This window comes from Pseudomonas sp. McL0111 (assembly GCF_052567255.1).
Genome location: NZ_CP199585.1, coordinates 1,030,908 through 1,045,974, shown reverse-complemented (window position 1 = coordinate 1,045,974; position 15,067 = coordinate 1,030,908). Strand labels below are relative to the sequence as shown.

The 15,067-nt window shown below is 60.1% G+C and carries 14 protein-coding genes and 1 pseudogene; 4 read left to right on the top strand and 11 right to left on the bottom strand.

Going from position 1 to position 15,067, the window contains the following annotated elements; translation table 11 throughout:
• Positions 1-23 precede the first annotated feature (23 nt).
• Genes ACTWLJ_RS04740 through ACTWLJ_RS04715 form a run of 6 tightly spaced genes read right to left on the bottom strand, consistent with a single transcriptional unit; the run spans position 24 to position 4,257 of the window.
• Complete coding sequence (locus ACTWLJ_RS04740; protein ID WP_445180049.1) at positions 24-1,703, bottom strand: AMP-binding protein; 1,680 nt, start codon at positions 1,701-1,703, stop codon at positions 24-26.
• Positions 1,700-2,245, bottom strand: coding sequence for a hypothetical protein (locus ACTWLJ_RS04735; RefSeq protein ID WP_401216827.1), 546 nt, complete (start codon positions 2,243-2,245; stop codon positions 1,700-1,702). The genes ACTWLJ_RS04740 and ACTWLJ_RS04735 overlap by 4 nt, the downstream gene beginning before the upstream one ends.
• Complete coding sequence (locus ACTWLJ_RS04730; protein ID WP_007947135.1) at positions 2,242-2,496, bottom strand: acyl carrier protein; 255 nt, start codon at positions 2,494-2,496, stop codon at positions 2,242-2,244. Before ACTWLJ_RS04730 ends, ACTWLJ_RS04735 begins: the two co-directional genes overlap by 4 nt.
• 9 nt (positions 2,497-2,505) lie before the next feature.
• The gene (locus ACTWLJ_RS04725; protein WP_445180048.1) at positions 2,506-2,766 is read right to left on the bottom strand and encodes a phosphopantetheine-binding protein; all 261 of its coding nucleotides are present in this window, start codon (positions 2,764-2,766) and stop codon (positions 2,506-2,508) included.
• Positions 2,747-3,556, bottom strand: coding sequence for a lysophospholipid acyltransferase family protein (locus tag ACTWLJ_RS04720; protein ID WP_401216824.1), 810 nt, complete (start codon positions 3,554-3,556; stop codon positions 2,747-2,749). The genes ACTWLJ_RS04725 and ACTWLJ_RS04720 overlap by 20 nt, the downstream gene beginning before the upstream one ends.
• Positions 3,532-4,257 (bottom strand): beta-ketoacyl synthase chain length factor, encoded by a 726-nt coding sequence (locus ACTWLJ_RS04715; protein WP_445180047.1) that lies wholly within the window; start codon positions 4,255-4,257, stop codon positions 3,532-3,534. The genes ACTWLJ_RS04720 and ACTWLJ_RS04715 overlap by 25 nt, the downstream gene beginning before the upstream one ends.
• A 355-nt stretch (positions 4,258-4,612) precedes the next feature.
• Here ACTWLJ_RS04715 and ACTWLJ_RS04710 point away from each other — a divergent pair, with 355 nt between their 5' ends.
• The gene (locus ACTWLJ_RS04710; RefSeq protein WP_102355587.1) at positions 4,613-5,383 is read left to right on the top strand and encodes a ParA family protein; all 771 of its coding nucleotides are present in this window, start codon (positions 4,613-4,615) and stop codon (positions 5,381-5,383) included.
• 132 nt (positions 5,384-5,515) lie between these two features.
• Here the strand turns inward: ACTWLJ_RS04710 and trxC are convergent, their stop codons facing one another.
• Complete coding sequence (gene trxC, locus ACTWLJ_RS04705; RefSeq protein ID WP_445180046.1) at positions 5,516-5,950, bottom strand: thioredoxin TrxC; 435 nt, start codon at positions 5,948-5,950, stop codon at positions 5,516-5,518.
• A gap of 194 nt (positions 5,951-6,144) precedes the next feature.
• Between trxC and ACTWLJ_RS04700 the strand changes: the two genes are divergently transcribed.
• From ACTWLJ_RS04700 to ACTWLJ_RS04690, 3 genes are all read left to right on the top strand, one after another.
• Entirely contained in the window at positions 6,145-6,441 is a 297-nt protein-coding gene (locus ACTWLJ_RS04700; RefSeq protein ID WP_401216820.1) for a type II toxin-antitoxin system HigB family toxin, read from the top strand.
• Positions 6,438-6,839 carry a helix-turn-helix domain-containing protein gene (locus ACTWLJ_RS04695; protein WP_445180045.1) on the top strand — a complete coding sequence of 134 codons (402 nt, stop codon included), beginning with the start codon at positions 6,438-6,440 and terminating at the stop codon, positions 6,837-6,839. The genes ACTWLJ_RS04700 and ACTWLJ_RS04695 overlap by 4 nt, the downstream gene beginning before the upstream one ends.
• A gap of 103 nt (positions 6,840-6,942) precedes the next feature.
• Positions 6,943-7,398 (top strand): hypothetical protein, encoded by a 456-nt coding sequence (locus ACTWLJ_RS04690; protein WP_445180044.1) that lies wholly within the window; start codon positions 6,943-6,945, stop codon positions 7,396-7,398.
• 49 nt (positions 7,399-7,447) lie between these two features.
• Here the strand turns inward: ACTWLJ_RS04690 and selO are convergent, their stop codons facing one another.
• The 4 genes and pseudogenes from selO to ACTWLJ_RS04670 form a co-directional block, all read right to left on the bottom strand.
• Entirely contained in the window at positions 7,448-8,911 is a 1,464-nt protein-coding gene (selO, locus tag ACTWLJ_RS04685; RefSeq protein ID WP_445180043.1) for a protein adenylyltransferase SelO, read from the bottom strand.
• Between the two features lie 48 nt (positions 8,912-8,959).
• A complete protein-coding gene (gene mscK / locus ACTWLJ_RS04680) occupies positions 8,960-12,313 on the bottom strand; it encodes a mechanosensitive channel MscK (protein ID WP_445180042.1) in 3,354 nt (1,117 codons plus the stop codon).
• Positions 12,314-12,347: 34 nt separating this feature from the next.
• Positions 12,348-14,090 carry a potassium/proton antiporter gene (locus tag ACTWLJ_RS04675; RefSeq protein WP_445180041.1) on the bottom strand — a complete coding sequence of 581 codons (1,743 nt, stop codon included), beginning with the start codon at positions 14,088-14,090 and terminating at the stop codon, positions 12,348-12,350.
• Positions 14,091-14,389: 299 nt separating this feature from the next.
• Positions 14,390-14,989 (bottom strand): annotated as a pseudogene (locus tag ACTWLJ_RS04670) (methyl-accepting chemotaxis protein); the annotation flags it as partial.
• Positions 14,990-15,067 lie beyond the last annotated feature (78 nt).

Here is a 15,067-nt window from a genome sequence, read left to right as displayed (position 1 = left end):
TGAGTGCGCAGCACTCATTAATGTTATGCATGAGCAGTCTCCAGCAGGATTCGGCCACTGGAGCAGGTCGCGGTGTCGTTGCGGTAGGTGAAATACAGCTTGCCGCGTGTCGGTTCAAAACGCAGGTGCAACTGGATTTCATCGCCCGGGCGCACCAGACGCTGGAACTTCAGCACTTCCATGCCGGCGAACGCGCCGCTCAGGTTCAGCACCTGCCGGCCGAGGTTCAGCGCCCATTCCACTTGCACCACACCCGGCAACACCGGGGCTTTGGGGAAGTGGCCGCTGAAGTAGGCGAGGTCTGGCGGGACGGTCAGTTGCAGGTTCCATTCGCCATCGGTTTGCGTCTGTTCCAGCACTTCTGGGGCTTTCGGGCGCGGTGCCAGCAGCAGCGCTTCGACTTCGGCCTGCGGCAGCTTGCCTTGGCTGTTCAGCGGCAGTTGACGCAGCAGGCGCCAGCGCCGGGGCAGGGCGAGAGCTTCGCAATGCTCGCGCAGATGCTGGCGCAAGGTTTCGGTCAAGTGGCGACGGCCATGCTCGCGCAGGGCAAAGAGGCCGTTTTCACTGAGCACCAGCAACGCACCGAGCGACGCACGGTTTTCCTGCACCACGCCAAGACGCGTTTCAGCGACCCAGTCGTGGGTCATCAACGCCTGTTCTAGCATCGGCAGGGAAATACGCTTTTCTTCGAGTTTGACGATTCGGTCCAGCCGCCCAAGCAATTCGAAGCGGCCATCAGCGGCGATGCGTGCGGCATCGGCGGTGTGTTCGACATGTCCGGCGGGCAGATAGGGCGAGGCGATCAGCAGGGCACCGTCGCTGTCCTGAGTCAGTTCGACGTCGGCAAACGGATGCCACAAGTCCTGGCCCTGACGCCAGGCAATACCGCCGGTTTCCGAACTGCCGAGGATCTCGGTCGGCCACTGTTGCAAGCGCTGATGCAGGCTTTGCGCGGCGTCGGTTGGCAGCGCGCCGCCGGAGGAAAACACCCGGCGCACGGCACTCAGTGCTGGCCAGTCAAGGTTGTCGCCCATGCGCTTGAGCAGCGCCGGGCTGGCGATCCAGGCGAACGCCGAGTGCTCGCGGCTGGCGCGCTGCAGGTCTTCCGGGAAGGCCAGTTGCTTGCGCACGAACGGGCGCCCGGCACACAAGGGCCAGAGCACGCGGAACAGCAAACCGTAAATATGTTGAGTCGCGACGCTGCCGATGATGCAGGCCTCACCGAGGTCGGCACCCCACAACTGCTCCAGTGCTTCGACTTCGTTGGCCAGTTGGCGCAGGGTCTTGTCGATGCGCTTGGGTTCGCCGCTGGAACCGGACGTGCAGAGGCTCAACCGGCATTGGTCGAGGTCAAGTTCTGCAGCGGCCAGAGGCGATTGATACAACGCTGTCGGTTGCTCGTCGCTGGTTTGATCGGTCAGCCACAGATCGACGTCGCCTGACCAGCGCTGGCGGGTCTGCGCTTGCAAGTCCGAAGGCAACAAAACACTGACCCCGGCGCGCCAGGCACCAAGTAGGGCGACGGCGAGTTCGGCCGCATCTTCCAGATGCACCGCCATGCGCTGCACGCCCCGGGCTTGCAGACCGGCGGCGAGGCTCAGCGCTTGCTCGCACAGTTGTGCGTGATCAAGTGCCGGCTCGCGGGTAATTGCGCGAGCCGGCGATGCCTTGAGCAACAGTTGCTCAAGTTTTATCCAATTCATGGGCGACCTCTTACCCTTTGTCGTATCAGCCATTCAATGGCAAACATCAGGCCGATCAATCCATAGGAGATCAGCCCGGTGTACAACATCCACCAGTTCAGCGGCGCCCACAGCGTCAGGAGCGCGGCGCATAAACCGTTGCAGAAGAAAAACACGCTCCAGGCCACGGTGACCTGACGGGTGTAACGAATCGCCTTTTGCGGCAGTTGCGGCTCACGCAGTCGCGCCAGACGTTCGGCCATCGGCGGGCCGAATTTCAGGCTCAGGCCGAACAGCGCCAGCATGAAGCCGCTGATCAGCACCGGATACCAGCGCAACAGCAACGGACTATCGAACACTGCCAGCAACAGGCAGAAGGCGATGGCGACTACCGCCATCCACAGGCTGCCGGGCTTGCGCTCGCCGGTCAGCGCCCGCGCCAGCCACAGGCTGCCGAGCAGCAAGCCGAACTGCCACGGGGCAAAATGCTCCATGCCGAAATACACCGCAAAGGGGTACAGCAGGCCCGCCAGCAGCAGGCCGAGGCCGATCAATCGGCTCATGCGGCCGGTTGAACCAGACGGTAGACCGCCTCGACCACGTCGCTGACGGTGCGCACCGACTTGAACTCTTCGGCGGCGATTTTCTTACCGGTCTGACGTTTGATGTGATCGATCAGGTCGACTGCGTCGATGCTGTCGATTTCCAGATCCTGATACAGGTTCGATTCCAGACTCACACGGGCCGGATCGAGTTCGAACAGCTCGACCAGCGCATCACGCAGGGTGTTGAAGATATCGTCACGAGTTTGCATGGTCCGGTCTCAAGCTGCCTGTTTTGCCGTGACGAAGGCCGCAAGGCTCGCCACGTTGGTGAAATGGTTGCGGGTATCTTTGGCGTCGGCGTCGATCTTGATGCCGTATTTTTTCTGGATCGCCAGACCCAGTTCCAGCGCGTCGACCGAATCCAGGCCGAGGCCTTCGCCAAACAGGGTCTGGTCGTCGCCGATGTCGTCGACGCTGATGTCTTCGAGGCCGAGGGCGTCGATGATCAACGCTTTAATGTCACGATTCAGATCGCTCATCTTCGGCGAGCTCCTTAATAAAGTAAGAGTGCAAATAATCGTTGAGCTTGCGCGAGGCCTGCGGTGCAGGGCCTTGCGCGGCAAAGGTCTGTGGATCTATATCGGCACCGACGCGAAAACTGAAATGCACGCGGCGCATTGGAATGCGATACCACGGCTCGGCCTTGGTCAAAGTGGTCGGGCTGACCTTGATCACCACCGGGGTGAGGATCTTCGCACCGCGCAGGGCGATTGCTGCGGCCCCCCGATGAAAGGCCGGCGCCTGCCCCGGTTGGGTGCGGGTGCCTTCCGGGAAAATGATCAGGGTCTGGCCGGTTTTCAGTGCATCGGCGGCGGCATCGAGCATGTCCATGCTGCCGTCGTTGCTGATGTATTGGGTACGGCGCAACGGGCCACGGGTGAAGGGGTTTTCCCACAGGCTTTTTTTCACCACGCAATTGGCGTGGCGTACCAGACCGATCAGAAACACCACGTCGATCAGCGACGGGTGGTTGGCGATGATCATCTGCCCCGGGCGACCCAGGCGTTCGGCACCCTGAATGTCGTAGGTCAGCACACCAGTGCGGGCCATGAACCGCACGAAAAACCAGAACAGCCGACTGACGGTCTGTCGCGCTCGTTGCCGATGTACCTGCGCGTCACCGGGCAGACAAGCCAGCAGCGGAAATACCAGCACGCGCAGGCACAGCCCGCCTAGCCCGAACAGGGCGAAGCTTGCGGCGGTGGCCAGCAGGCGCCAGTAGTAGGCGTCGCGGTTTTTAACGGCTACGGGTTGCGTTGCCAGGTCCATACACGATTTTTCCAGGCATGTTGGCAAAGGGTTTGCTGGCCGAGCAGGGCGCGCAACAGATTCAGCGCGTGGGGCCATTGAGCTTTTGACAGTGCTTCTGTTGTGCTGTTCAGGGTCAGCCGCCAGTCGGTACCCGGCGTCAGCAGCAGACCGACCGCGTAGGGGAATGGCACGTCGTCGATCCACGTCGAATAGGCTTGGGGCGGTTGTTCTTCGGTGATCACCAGCAACACGGCGGGTGCGCCTTCGTTGAGCAGCGCTGCGGCCTCCAGCATGCCGTTTTCCAGACCATCGCCGGCAGCGGCGAGGGCGGTCATTTCGCTGGTTTCACCGCGCATGATCGACCACAAACCGATGATCGCGTTGTGCACCGACAGGCTGAACTGGGTCGGCGACAATGGCTGTTCGGTGGCCAGATCGCTGAGGATGTCGAAGGTGCGCGGGGTTTCACCGTGCCGGGAGACGAACACCAGCGGCAAATTCTCGCGGCCTTCGGCCAGTGGCCAGCCGACACTGAAAGCCATCCGCGCCAGACGGCTCAAACGTCGGCGTTGCATGGCCGGGAGGAACGACACATCGGGCGCGGCATCACTGCTCTGGAGCGCGACCGGTTGTCGGCTCCAGGCCTGCCAGGCGTCCACGCTGTCGAGCCCGGGGGCCCACGCGCGCCACTGGGCGATGTTGAAGTTGATCACGGACATTTATCCCGCCCCTGCGGGCTTGTTTGACGCGGTGAATGGTCAAAGCCACGGCTGGCTTGACGTGGCGCACAGCGCCGGGTGGCGCGCATTATCGCGGTGCAAGGTGTGTGTAGCAAATGCTGGTTACGTTTTGCGCAATGAAATGTACCGAGTGGTTCGCAGAAAAAACTGTCACTTGGCCATTATCCAGATTGTCACGCGGCTGTCTGTCGGGAATCTCGACGCTCGATAGCCGTTTTTACCCTGCCGTCCCTCGGAAATAACCAATGACGCTGTAGTCCGTGTCCGCGGAGGTAGCGAAGCGCAGCCGCACGCATCTACACTCGGTCATTCTTTGATACACGGAGGTTTTGTCATGCGGCGCGTGGTGTTCAATCAGAAAGGTGGGGTAGGCAAATCAAGCATTGCCTGCAATCTGGCGGCGGTCAGCGCCAGCGAGGGTTATCGCACGCTGTTGGTGGATCTAGATGCCCAGGCCAATTCCACGCAGTATCTGACAGGGCTCACGGGTGACGACATACCGATGGGCATTGCCGATTTCTTCAAGCAAACCCTGTCTTCCGGGCCGTTCTCCAAAAAGAATCAGGCTGATATCTACGAAACGCCGTTCGACAACCTGCACATCATTACCGCCACCGCCGAGCTGGCTGACTTGCAGCCCAAGCTTGAGGCCAAACACAAGATCAACAAACTGCGGAAGTTGCTCGACGAGTTGAGCGAAGATTACGACCGCATCTACCTCGATACTCCGCCAGCGCTGAATTTTTACGCGGTGTCTGCATTGATCGCCGCTGATCGTGTGCTGATTCCCTTTGATTGCGACAGCTTCTCGCGTCAGGCCCTTTATGGCTTGCTGGCCGAAATCGAAGAATTGAAGGAAGACCACAACGAAGGTCTGGAAGTTGAAGGCATCGTGGTCAACCAGTTCCAGGCCCGGGCCAGCCTGCCGCAGCAGATTCTTGATGAGTTGATTGCTGAAGGGTTGCCGGTGCTGCCGGTATACCTGACCAGCTCGGTACGCATGCGTGAGTCGCATCAGGCGAATACCCCACTGATCCACCTCGACCCACGGCACAAGCTGACGCAGCAGTTCGTCGAACTGCACAACCTGCTGGAAGACGCCTGATCACTCGAGATACACACAAATCCCCTGTAGGAGTGAGCCTGCTCGCGATGGCGTCCGTCCATTCAACAATCGAGTTGACTGACAGGACGCCATCGCGAGCAGGCTCACTCCTACAATGGGTTTTATACCGTGTCAGATGCCTTGGCTGTGCAGCCACGCCATCAACTGCGGCAGCGGAAACGCCCCGCTCTGCCGCGCCACTTCCCGGCCGTTCTTGAACAGAATCAGACTCGGAATCGAGCGAATCCCCAACTGCGCCGACAACTGCTGATTGGCCTCGCTATCCAGCTTGGCCAGACGGCACTTGCCCGCCAGTTGCGCGGCAGCCTGCTCAAACACCGGCGCAAACGACTTGCACGGCCCGCACCAGCCCGCCCACACATCCACCAATAGCGGCAGATCACCCTTGATCTGGCTGGCGTAGTCGCCTTGCTTGAGTTCGAACGGTTTGTTCAGCAGCACTTCGGCCTTGCAGCGCCCGCACTTTGGCTGATCACCGAGACGCTCGGCGGGGATGCGGTTGAGGCCGTTGCAGTGGGGGCAGGGGATGAGGAGTGGATTGGTCATGAGCGAAGTCCAGAAGAGAGCAGATAACACCTACTTGGAGACGTTTGCTCATATTTTCAATCGTGCAGGCATCGACATTGAACCTAGGCTGAGACACACCGAGCGAGCCCGTTGGTCTGTCAGGTGTTATCGCAAGTTGCGATAATCTTGATCTGTGATTAACTTTCCATAGCAGAATGCGATAAGGATGTTGCATGCATGTGTTTAGCGAAAAACCCATTCGAGAGGCCAAGGAGCAATGGCCGCAGGTTGCAAGCGCCTTGGCGCAGTGGTTTCGTTTGGCAAAAAGGAGCTGCCCCAAGGACTTTTCGGCGATGAAGTCGATCTTTCCGGCGACCGACAAGGTTGGTGAGTTTCATGTCTTCGATATTGGTGGCAACAAGCTGAGGTTGATCGCTTTTGTCAGTTATCGCTCTCAGACGCTCTACATAAAGCATGTGTTGGGTCACCGGGAGTATGAGCGTGGAAAATGGAGGGAAGGAAAGGTATGAGTATTCTGATCAAGACTGTTGCCGAGCATTGGGAGTTTGTCTCACCTTTGCTTCGAAAACCGAAGAGTGAAGAGGACTACGATTCTCTGGTACGGGCAGTCGACGAGATCCTGGAGATCACTGGTGATGATGAAGCGCATCCATTGATGAGTCTGGTAGAGATCATCGGAGACTGGGTTGAGGAGTGGGATCACACCCACCATCCTATGGCCGAGGCGAGTGGCGAAGAGGTTCTTGGCTACATGATGCGTGAACATGGCCTGACTCAGAGCGACTTGCCGGGTGTCGGAACTCAATCAGTCGTTTCGGAGATTTTGAATGGCAAGCGCAAGCTCAACTTGCGCCAGATTCGCTGGTTGGCTGAGCGCTTCAAAGTGCCCGTGGATGTCTTCATCTAAAAAGGCTACGGCGTGTGCAGCCAACGCCATGGCAGGTACGCTCTGGTAGAATTGCGCGCGGCTTTTTCGGCCGACGCTGTCAATTTAAAGGGATTTTACTGTTATGAGTCACACCAACGAGGCCACCGCAGTCACGGATTCCACGCCTTACAAGGACGCGGGCATGAGTTGCGGGCATTGCAGCTACACGCTCAAGCCTTCCTATCATCAGGCGTTCGAGCTGGTTAAGTTGCAACCTATCAACTGTTATCAGTGCAGTTCCGATCTGTTGCTCGATGAGGCTGACCGGCAGGTGCTGGACAAAAAACTGCAAACCGCCACTCGCATCGGCAAATTGGCTGTGCTGATTCTGGGGCCGTATTTCTTGATCAGCATGCTCACGGTTCTCTATTTCAGTTTCTTTGCCAAACCACCATTCCCGGGATTCACCGGGGTGTTGTTCGGCGGCGGGTTAGTGATCGGTTTCCTCCTCAAGAGCGCCTCGACCGACAGCACCGAACGCAATTTTGTTTTGTTCAAGAACGGCGAACAGCCTGCTGAGCCGACGCAGGCTGCTTGAGTCATCGACGGTGTGGCACTTGTGACGAATGTTCAGGTGCCATGAAGCCTCACGACGAACAACTGATCTCCAGATGCTTGCCCCACTCCGGTGGGCGCTCGGCATAACCCTCCATTCCCGGCTGTTCCTCGAATGGCTTGCTCAACACTGCATGCAGGCGGCGTACCTCTGAGTAGTCGCCTTGTTCAGCCGCATCGATTGCTTTTTGCGCCAGATAATTACGCAGGATGTACAGCGGATTGACCGCGTGCATCCGCCCGCGGCGTTGTTCTTGATCGGCGTCGCCGTCACGGGCAACCCGGGCAACGTAGCGCTCGCCCCAGGCATCGAAACCTTTGATATCGACGAAGTCGTCGCGCAAGCGTTTGACGGCCTGTTCGGCTGACTCGTCGCCCAGACGGCGGAAGAACAGCGTGTAGTCGACGCCGCTGTTTTGCATCAGTTGCAGCAGGTCTTCCAGCAGTTTCTGGTCGTCGTCTTCGGCGCTGGTGAAGCCGAGGCGGCGGCGCATCAGGTCGAGGTAATGAGCCTGGAACAATGGCAGGTACAAGCCCAGGGCTTCGCGCAGGGCATCGACGCTGATGAACGGCGTCAGGGCCTGAGCGAGGGCGCTGAGGTTCCACTGGCCGATGGGCACCTGGTTGCTGAATGAATAGCGGCCCTGATCATCGGAGTGGTTGCAGATAAAGTTCGCGTCGAAATCATCAAGGAAGGCGAACGGGCCGAAGTCGAAGGTGATGCCGAGGATCGACATGTTGTCGGTGTTCATCACGCCGTGGCAGAAACCATAGGCCTGCCATTTCGCGATCAGTTCGGCGTTGCGTTCGACGATTTCGCGGAACATCGCCAGATACGGTTCCGGCTGTTCCAGGCACTCCGGAAAGTACATCGCCAGTACGTGCTCGCCGAGTTGCTTCTGCTGCTCGGGACGCTTGGTGTAGTAGAAATATTCGAAGTGACCGAAGCGCACGTGGCTCGGCGCCAGACGCAGCACCATCGCTGCGCGTTCCTGTTTTTCGCGCCAGACCGGTGTGTCGGAGCCGATCACGCACAAGGCGCGGGACGAGGGGATGTTCAGCGCGTACAGCGCTTCGGAGGCGAGGAATTCGCGGATCGACGAACGCAACACCGCGCGGCCATCGCCCATGCGCGAAAACGGTGTCTGGCCGGCGCCCTTGAGGTGCAAGTCCCAGTGCTCGCCAGCCTCGTTGTAGGCCTCGCCCAACAGCAGGCCGCGACCATCACCGAGTTGCGGTGTGTAACCGCCGAACTGATGCCCGGAATAGATCATCGCTCGTGGCTCGGCATCGGCCCATAGCTTGTGGCCGCCAAACAGTTCGGCGAATTCCTGGGTGTCGGCAGTCGCCGGGTCGAGATCGAGCAGTGCCATGGCCGCCGGACTCGACACCACCAACCGTGGGTTGTCGATCGGCTCGGGCAGCACGTGGGCGGAGAACGCATCGCCGAGGCGGGCGAAGCGATTGTCGAAGGTCAGTTCGTCGAGGGCTTTCACGGGCCGGCTCCAGCAGAATGTCCGAGCATTCTGCTGGGATCAGGCCGGTTAGTCGAGCTTGGCGGGCGGCGGCCCTTGCAGCGGTTTTTGCTCGCCGTCGGCCGGGACGATGGTTTTGTTTTCCGCTTCGACCGGCACCAACTTGTATTCCTGGCCGTGCAGGTTCTTCAGATAAACCTCCATCTGCCGGAACGAGATGTTGATGTGGTGGTTCTTGAACTCGCGGTTGATGAAGCGGTTGACCTCGTCGAGCACCGGGTTTCGGTCACCGAGATCGCGTACGTGCATGCGCAGTTCGTGGTCGAGGGTGCTTTCGCCGAAGTTGAGGAAATACACGTGCGGCTCAGGCTCTTTGAGGACCCGTGGGTTATCCCGTGCAGCCTTGAGCAGCAGCTCTTTCACCAGATCCAGATCGGAGCCGTAATCTACGCCAAGCTTGAGTGTCACTCGGGTGATGGTGTCGGTCAGCGACCAGTTGATCAGTTGTCCGGTGATGAACGTCTTGTTCGGGACAATGATGTCTTTGCGGTCGAAGTCGGTGATGGTCGTCGCACGGATGCGGATCTTGCTCACCGTGCCCGAGAGGTTGCCGATGGTGATGGTGTCACCGATCCGTACCGGGCGTTCGAACAGGATCATGATGCCGGAGATGAAGTTGGCGAAGATCTCCTGCATACCGAAACCGAGGCCGACCGACAGCGCCGCCACCAGCCATTGCAACTTGTCCCAACTGACGCCAAGGGTCGACAGGGTCGAGACAAAGCCGACGCCGGCAATCACGTAGGACAGCAGCGTGGTGGTGGCGTAGGCACTGCCCTGGGCCAGATTGAGTTTCGACAGCACAAACACTTCGAGCAGGCCGGGCAGGTTGCGCGCCAGGGCGAAGGTGATGCCGATGATGATCAGTGCGCCGAGCATGTCGCCGATGCTGATCGGCACCATGCTCATGTTGGCGCCGGTGCCGCTGGTGTATTCGTAGAGGGTGATGTTGTCGAGGTACGAGAACACCGAGATCAGGTCCGACCAGACCCAATACAGCGCGGCAATGAAACCGCCGAGCAGGGCCAGACGGATCAGGCGCAACGACTGTTCGTTGACCTTTTCGATGTCTAGCGTCGGCTCTTCGATCACCGCTTCGCCGTCGCCGGCCTCTTTCGCTGCCTGACGCTTGGCCAAGGCGCGCTGGTAGGCCAGACGCCGTGCCGCAACCGACAGACCACGGACGAAGGTGGCTTCGATCACCAGCCAGAACATCAGCAAGTAGAGGGTGTTGATCAAGCGGTCGCTGAGTTTCAGCGCGGTGTAGTAGTAGCCGAAGCACACCGCGACGAACAGGGCGATAGGCAGCAGGGTGAACATCACCCCGACGGCCTTGCGGAACAGCGACGTGTTTTCGTGCGCCGGGCTGCTGATCAGCAGGCGGCTCAGCAGCCACGCCATCAATGCATAGCAGGTCAACACCACCGGCATGCCGAGCACGTCGTCGGCCAGCGCGGCGGGTTGCAGCTCGGCAACCGCTACGATGGTCACCAGCGCCATGACCACCAGCCCGAGCCGGCGTATCCAGCCTTGAAGGAATTCTACCTGCGGCTTTTCCCAGCGGAAATGCAGTTCCGCCACGCCACCCGGCGCGAGAATCCGGTAAGCCGTATAGAACACCAGCCACGCCTGACCCATTTGTAACAGCGCCGCGCCCATGTTGGCGTTCTGTCCACGGGCGTCGATCTGCAAGGCCAGACCACACAGCGCGAGACCCAGTGCCACCGGCATCGCCAGCAGAATATTGATCAGGATCGCCTGCGGCGTGTGCCACTGGCTGTCGCGTTTGAAGTGGCCGATGTCCTGGTGAACCTTGTTCAGACGCGAATACAGCTGCTTGCGGCGCCACAGCAATGCACCGATCAACAACGCCAGCGGCAGGAACAGCAGCGGGCGCTGGGTCAGGCCGTCAGTCAGTTCGCTCAGGCTTGAAGCCCATGGCAGGGTGTCGATCTGGCGCTTGAGGCGCTCCGGCACGCTGCGCATCCACTCAAAGTCCAGCGGCTTGTTGCTGGGAATCCAGAACATCTGCTCATCGAGGGTCGCGCGCAGGCTCTGCGCAGTGCTCAGCAATTGTTTCTGGTTGAGCTGCAGGGTGATCGATTCGTTGAGCACCGCGCTGAGTTCGCGGTTCAGCCGTTCCAGCAGGTCGGCGCGGGTATTGGCCAGGTCCAGCAGGCTTTTGCGCAGTTGCGGAGTGACTTGCTCCGGTGGCTGCGTGGCCAGCAGATTGTCCACGTAGGCTGCCGGGTTGCTCAGCAGTTCGCGTTGCTGGCTGACTTCAAACTGATACAGACGAATGTCGGCAATCTGATCCGCCAGATCGCGGTCGACCTTGAGTCGCGGCAGCGCCTGCTTCTGTTTGTAGAGAATCTTCGACAGCAACAGGCTGCCCTTGAGCACGTTGATCTGCTCGTCGAGGGCCGAGTCGCTTTGGGTCAGGCTGTCGAGTTGCTGTTTGGTCTGCAGGTTTTGCTGAGTGACTTCGTTGAGACGGTCAGTGCTTTTCAGCAGGTAGTCCGAGAGCTTGAGGTTGGCCGTGCTTTCGCTGGCGAGCAGGCTGCTGCCACCGGACTTCTGCGCTTCGATCGACTGCTGGGTAACGGTTTCCTGCGACTGCGCCAGACGCTTCTGGTTGATCAGGGTTTGCAGTTCCTGAATCTCGCGGTCGAGGCGGTCGGATTTCTCCGAGAGCAGGTCATGCTGGCTGTTGCCCAGATCCTGCAACTGGCTGTTGCCGGCCAGCTCCTGACGACGCAGCGGGATCAGCGCATTCAGCGCCGCCAGTTCTGCGTTCAACTGGTCACGCTGCTCGGCGCTGACGGTTTTGCCAGCGTCCTTGCCGGACTTGAGGATGTTGTTGATCTGCTGGATGCGCGTCTGGCTGGCGGAAATTTCCGCTTGGGCACGCTCGGGACGGGTCTGGGCGGTGATGATCAGACTATTGGCATCCCCCAGTGCTTTTTGCAGATCGGTTTGCTGGGTCGAGCGATCCGTGAGGATCTGCTCCAGCTGCGAGATCGATTCCTTGGGGAAACGCTGCGTCATCGGCACTACGGCGGAGGCTTTGAGCCGGGCCAGTTCGCGGGTGTTCTCGATGGTCTGTCTTGGCGCATTGGCCAGTTGCTGCTTGAGATCGATCAGCTTCTGTTCGTAATCACGCTGATTGTTCAGTTGATTGAGCGTGTTCTGCAGAATGGTTTGCAGGGTCTTCTTGTCGGCATCCGGCAGTTTGCTGTCGGCGAGCTTGTCCAGCCTCGCCTGCACGGCGTCGCTGGACGGCGGTTCGGCAGCGTAAAGCGGGCTGGCGGAAAGACACAGGCCCAGCAGGGCCGCGGCGAAAAAGGAGCGCAGGGTAGGCATAGAGACCGGTCAAGCAAGTGATAGTGGACGCAGTTTAGAGGAAGAGCCCGGGGCCCGGGCGACTTCCTTCGGGGAATCTGACGCCCACTTTGCCGATCTTGTTCCCGTCCATGACCGCAACTGTCCAATGGGTGTTGTTCCACTCCACCTGGTCGCCGACGATTGGCGCACCGCCGACTTTCTGCGCGATGAAGTGGCCCAGGGTCATGTCCGGATCGATGCCCTCGGCCGGCAACCCGTACAGGGCCGCAACCGCCTTGAGCTGGGCGTCTCCTTCGAGTACGAAGTCGCCGAAGAAACGCAGATCGAGACCGCGTTGCGGCGCCTGGCTGAACAGCTTTCCGAGCGCCGGAAGGTTGTGTTCATGGCCGATAACACAGAGCAAATCATCGACTTCCAGCACCGTACTACCCGACGGGTGGAGCAGTTGCTGACCGCGAAACAGTGCGGCGATGCGCGTGCCTTCGGGCATTTTCAGTTCGCGCAGGGGTGAACCGATGCACCATTTCTCGGCGCCGAGCTTGTAAACGAACAGCTCCCACTCGCTGGTGATGTGCACTTCCAGTGCTGAACGGGAAATCGGTGCGGGTTCCGGCGGTACCGTCACCTTGAGCAACTTGGCTACCCACGGCAGGCTCGTACCCTGCACCAGCAGCGACACCAGCACGATGAAGAACGCGAGGTTGAAGTACAGCTGCGCGTTCGGCAGCCCGGCCATCAGCGGGAATACCGCCAGAATGATCGGTACCGCGCCACGCAGGCCGACCCAGGAAATAAAGGCTTTCTCGCGACCGTGGAACGCCTTGAATGGCAGCAGGCCGACCACCACTGACAGTGGGCGCGCAAACAGAATCATCCACAGCGCCAGACCGAGCGCGGGCAGGGCGATTGGCAGCAGGTCATGCGGCGTCACCAACAGCCCCAGCACGAGGAACATGCCGATCTGTGCCAGCCAGGCCATGCCATCGAGCATGTGCAGGATGCCGTGACGGCTGCGCACCGGGCGGTTGCCGATCACTAGGCCGCACAGGTAAACGGCGAGGAAGCCGCTGCCGTGCAAGGCGTTAGTCAGTGCGAACACCACCAGACCACCAGCGATCACCAGAATCGGATACAGCCCGGTGGCCAGATTGATCCGGTTGACCAGTTGCAGCATCAGCCAGCCACCGCCCAGACCAATGATGCCGCCGATACCGAATTCACGGATCAGGTGCGTCAGCAGGCTCCAGTGCAAACCGGTCTGGCCGCTGGCGAGCATGTCGATCAGGGTCACGGTTAGGAACACCGCCATCGGGTCGTTGCTGCCGGACTCGATTTCCAGGCTGGCGGTCACCCGTTCGTTGAGGCCTTTGCCGCCAAGCAGCGAGAAAACCGCCGCGGCGTCCGTCGAGCCGACGATGGCGCCGATCAGCAGGCCTTGAATCATGTTCAGATCGAACAGCCACGCGGCGGCCATGCCGGTCAGCCCGGTAGTGATCAACACCCCGACCGTCGCCAGCGACAGCGCCGGCCATAACGCCACGCGGAAACTCGAGACACGAGTGCGCAACCCGCCGTCGAGCAGGATCACCGCGAGTGCGAGGTTGCCGACAAGATAGGCCGTTGGATAGTTATCGAAAATGATGCCGCCACCATCAACCCCGGCGGCCATGCCGACGGCGAGAATGATCACCAGAATCGGGATGCCGAGGCGTGACGAAAGTGAGCTCACCAGAATGCTCGCACCTACCAGCAACGCGCCGATCAAGAACAGGCTGTTGATGGTCGTCGCATTCAAAGGCAGTACTCCAGAAGCGTAAAGACGGGCACAAACTGACCATGCAGTCTGCGTGCCAGCGATTCTAACCTGTTGAAATGTGATGCTGTCAAAAAGGTTTTTACGCGGGCACGCAATAAACATGCGCTGAAGGATAACTGTGGCGAGGGAGCTTGCTCCCGCTCGGCTGCGCAGCAGTCGTAAATCGATTCACCGCGTTCCTGCTGCCGGTACGCGGTGAATGGTTTTGGGGCCGCTTCGCCGCCCAGCGGGAGCAAGCTCCCTCGCCACAGAGTGTTTGCTCACTCAGATGTAGTGGGTTACAGGCTGAACCGCCCAACCATGTTGTTCAGATCCAGCGCCAATCGCGACAGTTCGTTACTCGCCGCGCTGGTCTGATTAGCCCCGGTCGCCGATTGCACCGACAAATCACGAATGTTCACCAGATTGCGGTCCACTTCACGGGCGACTTGCGCCTGTTCTTCGGCGGCGCTGGCGATCACCAGATTGCGCTCGTTGATCTCGACGATGGCGGTGTTGATGGTGTCCAGCGAGATCCCGGCACCGCGTGCGATGTTCAGGGTCGACTCGGCGCGTTCGGTGCTGTTGCGCATCGAATCCACGGCGTGTTCGGTGCCGCTCTGAATGCTGCCGATCATCCGCTCGATTTCGCTGGTCGACTGCTGAGTGCGATGCGCCAGGGCACGCACTTCGTCGGCCACCACGGCGAACCCACGACCGGCTTCACCGGCGCGCGCGGCTTCGATGGCGGCGTTGAGCGCCAGCAGGTTGGTCTGATCAGCCAGACCACGGATCACGTCCAGCACCTTGCCGATGTCACGGGATTCGTTGGCCAGATCACCGATCAGCGTGGCGGTACTCTGCACGTCGGCGCTCATGCGTTCGATGGCGCTGACAGTTTCCTGCACCAGATCACGGCCATCGCCGGCCGAGGTGGTGGCGTTTTTCGAGGCTTCCGAAGTGCTCACAGCATTGCG